The 7,789-nt window shown below is 74.1% G+C and carries 9 protein-coding genes; 6 read left to right on the forward strand and 3 right to left on the reverse strand.

Annotated features, from left to right (window positions below; translation table 11 throughout):
• Positions 1–450 (forward strand): ELM1/GtrOC1 family putative glycosyltransferase (locus tag HW578_RS19830; RefSeq protein WP_198372446.1); only part of this gene is annotated, 450 nt, incomplete at its 5' end.
• Here the strand turns inward: HW578_RS19830 and HW578_RS19835 are convergent.
• Positions 451–915, reverse strand: a complete 465-nt coding sequence (locus HW578_RS19835) for a CAP domain-containing protein (RefSeq protein WP_198372447.1) — start codon at positions 913–915, stop codon at positions 451–453.
• A 254-nt stretch (positions 916–1,169) separates the two neighbouring features.
• Here HW578_RS19835 and HW578_RS19840 point away from each other — a divergent pair, with 254 nt between their 5' ends.
• Complete coding sequence (locus HW578_RS19840) at positions 1,170–1,649, forward strand: STY0301 family protein (protein WP_198372448.1); 480 nt, start codon at positions 1,170–1,172, stop codon at positions 1,647–1,649.
• A gap of 130 nt (positions 1,650–1,779) precedes the next feature.
• Here HW578_RS19840 and speB read toward each other — a convergent pair whose 3' ends face one another.
• Positions 1,780–2,676, reverse strand: coding sequence for an agmatinase (speB, locus tag HW578_RS19845; protein ID WP_232479139.1), 897 nt, complete (start codon positions 2,674–2,676; stop codon positions 1,780–1,782).
• 81 nt (positions 2,677–2,757) lie between these two features.
• Here speB and HW578_RS19850 point away from each other — a divergent pair, with 81 nt between their 5' ends.
• The 4 genes from HW578_RS19850 (at position 2,758) to HW578_RS19865 (ending at position 6,568) form a co-directional block, all read left to right on the forward strand.
• On the forward strand, positions 2,758–3,936 hold the full coding sequence (locus HW578_RS19850) for a pyridoxal phosphate-dependent aminotransferase (RefSeq protein ID WP_198372450.1): 1,179 nt from the start codon (positions 2,758–2,760) through the stop codon (positions 3,934–3,936).
• Positions 3,937–4,013: 77 nt separating this feature from the next.
• Entirely contained in the window at positions 4,014–4,196 is a 183-nt protein-coding gene (locus tag HW578_RS19855; protein ID WP_198372451.1) for a hypothetical protein, read from the forward strand.
• The gene (locus HW578_RS19860) at positions 4,193–5,578 is read left to right on the forward strand and encodes an amidase (protein ID WP_198372452.1); all 1,386 of its coding nucleotides are present in this window, start codon (positions 4,193–4,195) and stop codon (positions 5,576–5,578) included. Before HW578_RS19855 ends, HW578_RS19860 begins: the two co-directional genes overlap by 4 nt.
• Positions 5,579–5,584: 6 nt before the next feature.
• Positions 5,585–6,568: a zinc-dependent alcohol dehydrogenase family protein gene (locus HW578_RS19865; protein ID WP_369407937.1), complete on the forward strand. Its 984-nt coding sequence runs from the start codon at positions 5,585–5,587 to the stop codon at positions 6,566–6,568.
• A gap of 91 nt (positions 6,569–6,659) precedes the next feature.
• On the opposite strand, the gene HW578_RS19870 is transcribed toward HW578_RS19865, so the two are convergent.
• Entirely contained in the window at positions 6,660–7,439 is a 780-nt protein-coding gene (locus HW578_RS19870; protein ID WP_198372453.1) for an RMD1 family protein, read from the reverse strand.
• Positions 7,440–7,789 lie beyond the last annotated feature (350 nt).

Genomic DNA, 7,789 nt, shown 5'->3' on the forward strand with positions numbered 1-7,789 from the left:
CCGCGCGCCGAGGGCATGGCGCCCGGCACCGCGGCCGCGATCGGCGAACGCGTCGCGGGCTTCGCGGGCAGCGTCATGGCCACCGGTTCGCGCCGCACCGGGGCGGCGGCCGAACAGGCGCTGGCCGGCGCGCTGGCGGCGGTGCCGCATCGCCTGCATCGCTGGGGCGATGGCGGCCCCAACCCCTATGCCGGCATGCTCGCCTGGGCGGATGCGGTGGTGGTGACGGGCGATTCCGTCTCGATGCTGTCGGAGGCGCTGGCCACCGCCGCGCCGGTCTTCATCGCCGACCCTGGCGGCCTCGGCCCGCGCCACCGCCGCCTGCACGACAGCCTGGTCGCCGCCGGCCAGGCGCGGCTGCTGGCGGATGCGCCCGCCCCCTTCGCGCGCGAGGCGCTGGACGAGACCGGGCGCGTCGCGGCCGCCATCCTGCAGCGCGGCCTCGCCTGATCAGCGCGGCGCGGCCAGCACCATCGTCCAGAACAGGCGCGGAATGTTGCCCGGCATCAGTCCCGGCCCGGCGGCGAAGCCGAGCCCGACCTGCGTGACATCGGCGGCGAGGATGTTGTCGCGATGTCCCGGGCTGTTCATCCACCCCGCCATGGCCTGGCGCAGGTCCTGGTAGCCGGCGCCGACATTCTCCCGATAGGAGCGCCAGGCGAAGCCCGCGCGGGTGATGCGTCGCCCGGGGTCGGACCCGTCGCTGCCGGCATGGCCCAACTGGTTGCGCCGCAGCATGTCGAACGAGTGGTCGAGCGCGGCGCGCGACAGCCGCGGATCGAGTGTGAGCGGCGCGCGGCCGGCACGGGCGCGGATGGCATTGACCTCGGCCAGCATCGCCTGCTGCAGCGCAGGGTCGGCGGCCCGTGCGGGCAGTGCCAGCAGAATCGCAGCAAGCAGGATGATCGCCCTCACGCCGTGTCCTCGTTTCCGTGCCGACTGGCGGGAGACCCCACGCGGTGGCGATGGCATTCCGATGGCGCCGTCGCGCCGGGCAGCCCCGCGGGGTTCCATGGCCCTCGCGGCGGGGCGATACCGTGCCGCCATGGCGTCCGCCGCGCGTGAACCAGGCGCTGCACGCGCGCATGGGCGATACGCCGCATCGGCGAGCCTGTAGGATGCGCCTCACCGGCGCAGAAGCACGAAGCGCCCCGCTGGAGGATACGACGATGCGACATGCCATCCTCGCCCTGGCCCTGCTGCTGCCCGCCGCGGCTGCGGCGCAGCCCGCGCAGCGTCCGCCCGCGCGGCCTGCGCCGCCGCAGGCTCCGCCGCTGCTGGCCTGCCCGTCCTCGGTCGAGGTGGAACCGGCGGATCGCATCCGCACCCCGCTGGGCTGGGAGGTCCGCCCCGAACGTCAGCGCCACTGGCTGCGTGGCGCCGACCTGTTCGAGGGCGACCCGGCCGATCGCGTGCAACTGCGCCCGGAGGCCGACCCGCGCACGCGGCGCGAATGGTGGGACCTTGGCGGCAATGCGCAGCCCTATCGCCTGGTCTGCCGCTACGAGGGGCTGGAATCGGGCATCATGGCCCCGGTGCCCGCGGCGGCGCGGCGCTGCGAGGTCTCCTCCTTCCGCGAGGACAGCCGCGGCATGCGCCATGGCCGCGTGGTCAGTGGCCCGGAGCAGGTCGCGGTGGTCTGCCGCTGAGAGGGCCGTCCGCAATGCCGGCGCCGGCCCTGCCACCCGACGACGCCATCCTGGATCGGTGGCCGGGAGGGGCAGCGGGGCCGGGCCGCGCCATGCGCCATCCGGCGCAGTCCCGAACGGCCCGTGAGGTTCAGCCACGCGCGGCGAGCAGGGCGAGGTATTCCCAGCCGATGGTCGCCGCCGCCAGCGCCGTGATCTCGCCGACGTCGTAGGCGGGCGCGACCTCGACCACATCCGCGCCGCGGAAGTCGAGCCCGCCCAGCCGCCGCAGGATGCCCTGCGTCTGCCAGGTGGCGAGGCCGCCGATCTCCGGCGTCCCGGTGCCCGGCGCGAAGGCGGGATCGAGCCCGTCGATGTCGAAGGACAGGTAGGCCGGGCCGTCGCCGACCACCGCCAGCACCTGCGCGGCGATCGCCGCCGGCGTGCTCTCGTGCACATCCTGGGCGGAGAGGATCGTCACGCCCTGGCCGCGGGTCCAGTCGTACATCTCGGGCCAGGCGGGGGCGCGGATGCCGACCTGGATCATGCGCGTGGGCGCCACCAGCCCTTCCGTGATGGCGTGCCAGAACACCGAGCCATGGGCGAAGCGCTGGCCGAAATTGTCCTCGGACGTATCGAGGTGGGCGTCGATATGCACCAGGCCCACCGGCGCGCCGATCCGCTTCACCAGCGCGCGCAGCAGCGCCAGCGTCACGCCATGCTCGCCGCCGAAGGCGAGCAGGTGGTTCAGCCCGCTTGCCTGTTCCTCGATGCGCGCCAGGCTGGCGGGGATGTCGCCCAGCGCGATCTCGAACTCGCCGAGGTCGGACAGGTCGAGCCCGGCGGGATCCACGCCGGTCACCGGATGCCGCCCGTCGGTGAGCATGCGCGCGGCCGCGCGGATGGCGCGCGGCCCGTCGCGCGTGCCCGCGCGGTTGGTGGTGCCGATGTCGAGCGGGATGCCGGCGACGCAGACGGCGGCCGTCCGGTCGTCCGGCCGCGCGCCGAGGAAGCCATGGGGGGCGGCGAAGGTGATGGGTGTGGCCATGGCGCTGTCCATGCCCGCCCCCGGGGCGGCCTGTCCAGCGACGCTTTCCCACCCCGCGCCGGAGCGGTTAGACCCCCGCCCATGACACATCTTGCCCCCACGCCGCGCCCCGCCCTCGACGCCATCGAGGGGTCCCTGATCCGCGAGGTCTCGATGGCCGGGCGCGACATCCCCGGCCTCATCCGGCTGTTCTTTGGCGAACCCGACACCGTCACGCCCGCCTTCATCCGCGACGCCGCCAAGGCCGCGCTCGATTCCGGGGAGACCTTCTACGCGCCGAACGCCGGCATCGCGCCGCTGCGCGAGGCGGTGGCGCGCTACCTCACGCGCCATGGCCGCCCGGTGGGGCCGGAGCGCGTCGCGGTCACCGCCTCGGGCGTCAATGCGCTGATGCTGGTGGCGCAGGCGTTGCTCGACCCCGGCGACCGGGTGGTCATCCCGATGCCGGCCTGGCCGAACATGGACGGCATCGCGCGCGTGCTGGGCGCGCAGGTGGCGCCGCTGCCGCTGCGCATCGCCAATGGCGTCTGGCGCGCCGACCTCGACGAACTGCTGGCCGCCATCACCCCGGCCACGCGCATGGTCTTCCTGAACAGCCCGGGCAACCCGACCGGCTGGACGCTGAGCGCCGAGGAACAGCGCGTCATCCTCGACCATTGCCGGCGCACGGGCACCTGGATCCTGGCCGACGACGTCTACGAGCGCCTGTATTTCGCCGGCGATGCGGCGCCGTCCTTCCTGTCCATCGCGACCGACGACGACCGCGTGGTCTCGGTCAATTCCTTCAGCAAGTCCTGGTCGATGACCGGCTGGCGACTGGGCTGGATCGTCGCCCCGCCGGCGCTGATGGACGCGATCGCCAAGCTCAACGAGTTCAACATGTCCTCCGCCCCCACCTTCGTGCAGCACGCGGGGGTGGTCGCACTCGACCAGGGCGACGGCTTCGTGGCGGAGACCCAGGCGCGCTACCGGGCCTGCCGCGACCTGGCGCAGGGCATCCTCTCGGCGGTGCCCGGCGTGACCGCGCCGCGGCCGGATGGCGCGATGTACCTGTTCCTGCGCGTGGAAGGCTGCACCGACAGCCTGGCGCTGGCGAAGGACCTGCTGCAGTCGGCGGGGGTGGGCCTGGCTCCCGGTGCCGCCTTCGGCACGGGCGGGGAGGGGCATCTGCGCCTGTGCTTCGCGCAGAGCGAGGACCGTTTGCGCACGGCCTGCACGCGCGTCGCGCAGGCGCTGTCCCGGGGCGCCCCGAAGGCCTGACCGGCGGGATTGACCTGCGCGCTGAGGCGCGCAGCATCGGGGCCTCGCCGCAGGAGCCCGCCGTCATGCCCCTCCCGATGGACAAGCCGCAATTCGACGCGCTGATCGCGCGCCATGGCATCCCGCTGACTGAGGCTGAAAAGGAAGGCATACGCGCCGTCTCCGGCCATATCCTGGCCTTTGCACAACGGGTCCGCACCCCGCGCGAAGCCGGCGCCGAGATGGCCGTGACCTTCGCCCCCAAGGCCGTCACGCCATGATCCCGACCATCGCCGAGGCCGCGCGGCGCATCGCGGCCAAGGAGATCTCGCCGGTCGAGTTCATGAAGGACCGGCTGGCGAAGGCGCAGGCGCTGAACCCCGAGATCCACGCCTTCATCCGCTTCACGCCCGAACTGGCGCTGGAGCAGGCCAAGGCCGCCGAGGCGCGGCAGATGGCGGGCACGCTGCGCGGCCCGCTCGATGGCATCCCCATCGCGCACAAGGACATCTACGAGACCGCCGGCATCCCCACCACGGCGCATTCGCGCGTGCTGCAGGACTACGTCCCGAAGGCGGATTCCGCCGCGGTGCGCGCCTGGGCCGAGGCTGGCGCGGTGATGCTGGGCAAGCTCGCCACCCACGAATTCGCCTGGGGCGGGCCGAGTTTCGACCTGCCCTGGCCGCCGGCGCGCAACCCGTGGGACACGACGCGCTTCACCGCGGGCTCCTCCTCGGGCACCGGGGCCGCGGTGGCGGCCGGCGTGATCCTGGGCGGGACGGGGTCGGATACCGGCGGGTCGATCCGCGGGCCGGCGGCGCTGTGCGGCACGGCGGGCATCAAGCCGACCTACGGGCTGTGCTCGCGCTCCGGCGTGCTGCCGCTCTCGCACAGCCTCGACACGGTCGGCCCGCTGGCCTGGACGGTGGAGGATTGCGCGATCCTGCTCGACGCGCTGACCGGGCACGACCCGGCCGACCCCTCAAGCGCCAACCGGCCCAGGCCCGACCTGCTCTCGGGGCTGAATGGCGGCGTGCGCGGCCTGCGCATCGGCGTGATCCGCCATTTCCACGAATCCGACTGGCCGGTCAGCCCGGGCGTGGCCGCGGGCATCGCGCATCTGGCGCAGACCCTCGAGGGGCTGGGCGCCACGGTGGTTGAGGTCACGCTGCCGCCGCTGCAGGATTTCAACGCGGCGGGCTGGCTGATCCTCGCTGCGGACGCCTTCGCCGTGCACGAGCCCTGGCTGCGCACGAAGTACCGCGACTACGGCGAATTCCTGCGCGAGCGCCTCGCACTCGCCGCCACCATCACCGCCGCCGACTACCTCCAGGCGCAGCGCCGCCGGCGCGAATTGTGCGACGCGGTGGCGAAGGTGATGGAAGGCTGCGACCTGCTGCTCACTGTCGCCCAGCCGAGCGAGGCGCCGCCCATCACCGCGCCGGGCAAGTGGACGTCCTTCGAGGTCGCGAACTTCACCATCCCCTTCAACCTGACGGGCCAGCCGGCGCTGACGGTCTGCACGGGCTTCGGGGAGGGCGGGCTGCCGGTGGGCGCGCAACTCATTGGCCGGCCCTTCGAGGACGCGACGGTGCTGCGCGCCGGCCATGCCTACGAGCAGGCGACCACCTGGCGGACGCGGCGGCCGGCCATGGCCGGGTAGCGCGCCATGCGCGCCATGGCCCTCGATGCCGCGGCGCGCTCTGTCCGGCTGGAAAGCCGCGCGGTGCCGACGCCGGGCCCGGGCCAGGTGCTGCTGCGCGTCGCCGCCTGCGCCATCTGCCGCACCGACCTGCATGTGGTGGATGGCGACCTGCCGGACCCGAAGCCGGGCGTCATACCGGGCCACGAGATCGTCGGGCGCGTCGTCACGCGCGGGGAGGGGGCCGATCGCTACGCCATCGGCGCGCGCGTCGGCGTGCCCTGGCTCGGCTTCGCGTGCGGAGAGTGCCGCTTCTGCACGCGCGGGCAGGAGAACCTCTGCGACGCGGCACGCTATACCGGCTACCAGATCGATGGCGGCTATGCCGAGTTCGCGGTGGCCGACGAGCGCTTCTGCTTCGCCCTGCCCGATGCCTATGCCGACATCGAGGCCGCGCCGCTGCTCTGCGCCGGGCTGATCGGCCACCGCGCGCTGCGCATGGCGGGCGAGGCCAGGCGGCTCGGCCTCTACGGCTTCGGCGCCGCGGCGCACATCGTCGCCCAGGTGGCGCTGTGGGAGGGGCGGGAGGTCTTCGCCTTCACCAGCCCCGGCGACACCGCAGCGCAGGACTTCGCCCGCGCGCTCGGCTGCGCCTGGGCGGGGCCGTCGGATGCGCCGGCGCCGGTGCCGCTCGACGCCGCCATCCTCTTCGCGCCGGTGGGCGCACTGGTGCCGGCGGCGCTGCGCGCGGTGGAGCGGGGCGGCACCGTCGTCTGCGCGGGCATCCACATGTCCGACATTCCGGCCTTCCCCTACGCCATCCTGTGGCAGGAACGCGTACTGCGCTCGGTCGCCAACCTCACGCGGCGCGACGGCGAGGAATTCCTGGCGCTGGCCCCGCGGGTGCCGGTGCGCGTCTCGGCCGAGGCGCTGCCGCTCACCGAGGCGCCCGCGGCCCTGGCGCGGCTGCGCGCGGGGCAGGTCGCGGGGGCGCTGGTGCTGGTGCCATAGAGCAGCTCCCGATCGGGTGAAGATGCTCGAAACAACGAAGCCCGGGAGAGGTTGCCGTGAGTCGACGCGAACGGAAACGGCTCTCGGCCCGTCAGCGCAGCAGCGGCTTCGCCACGTATTCCCACAGGGTGAAGACCACCTCGATCCCCACCAGCACCACCACCGCGACCTCGAGGCCGAGCGCGCGGCGGCCATGCAGCAGCGACAGCACGCCCTCGGTGGTGTCGCCGATCAGCGAGAGCTTCCGGTCGAGCGCGGCGGAGCGTTCCTTCAGCTCGTACTCGTCTGCCAGGCGCTGGTGCAGGCGCTCGAGCGCGGGGTGGTCCCACAGGATCTCCGGCTTGTCCTCCGCCTCGACGCGCGCGGTGGTGCGGCTGCGCGCGGCGAGCGCGTGCCCGATCTGCCGGTGCAGCGCGCGCGAGGAGGCGGCGAGCCGCCCCTCGGTGCGCAGTGCCGTCACCACCGGCTCCAGCCGGTCGAGCGCCGAGGCCAGCAGCGCCTCCTGATGCGCCAGCGCCGCGGACTTCGCCAGCGCATCCGCCACGACCGCGAGGCGGGGCACCGAGAGGTCGCGCAGGCGGATCACGCCGTCGGCGTCGATGCCGTCCTGCTCGGCGCCCTCGGCGATCGTCGCCTTCTCCTCGATCGGCGTGGGCAGGGGGGCGGTCAGGCGCGGCGTCAGCATCTCGACCACCGCGGTTTCCTGCGCAGCGGTGGCGCCGAAGAACACCACCGCGCCCCAGCGGAAGGCGAAGGCGGTGAAGCCCTCGGGTGTGGCGAGCGGCACGGGGTCGGCGAGCGGCGCGCCCTCCCGCGGCAGGCCGCGATGGTCGAGGCGTTCGCCCAGCAGAAGTGCCCGCGCCTGCGTCATGGTCGGGCGGCCTCGTCCTCGGCGCGCGATCGCGCATGGGGGGGCGGTGGGGTGTTCATCGGGGGCCTCGGCGCCGCTGCGGCGGTGCCAGCCTGCGCGGGCGGGCCATGCGCTGTCCATGGGGCAGCGCCATCGAGATGTGGTGTGAACCGCGCGCCGGACAGTCTATATGAAGGGGGTCGCCGGCCGATCCGCCGGCCGGCGGCCGAGGACAGGATGGACGGCTTCCCCCCCGCGCCGGCGCCCCCGCCGGCCCCGCCGACCTTCGAGCCCCCGCCGGGTGGCGCCTTCGGCACCGCGCCCGCGCCCGCGCGCCGCTTCGACGCGGGGATGGGTCTGGCGGTCGCGCG

Origin of the sequence: Roseomonas rosulenta (assembly GCF_016106005.1) — a bacterium.
Taxonomy (GTDB): domain Bacteria; phylum Pseudomonadota; class Alphaproteobacteria; order Acetobacterales; family Acetobacteraceae; genus Neoroseomonas; species Neoroseomonas rosulenta.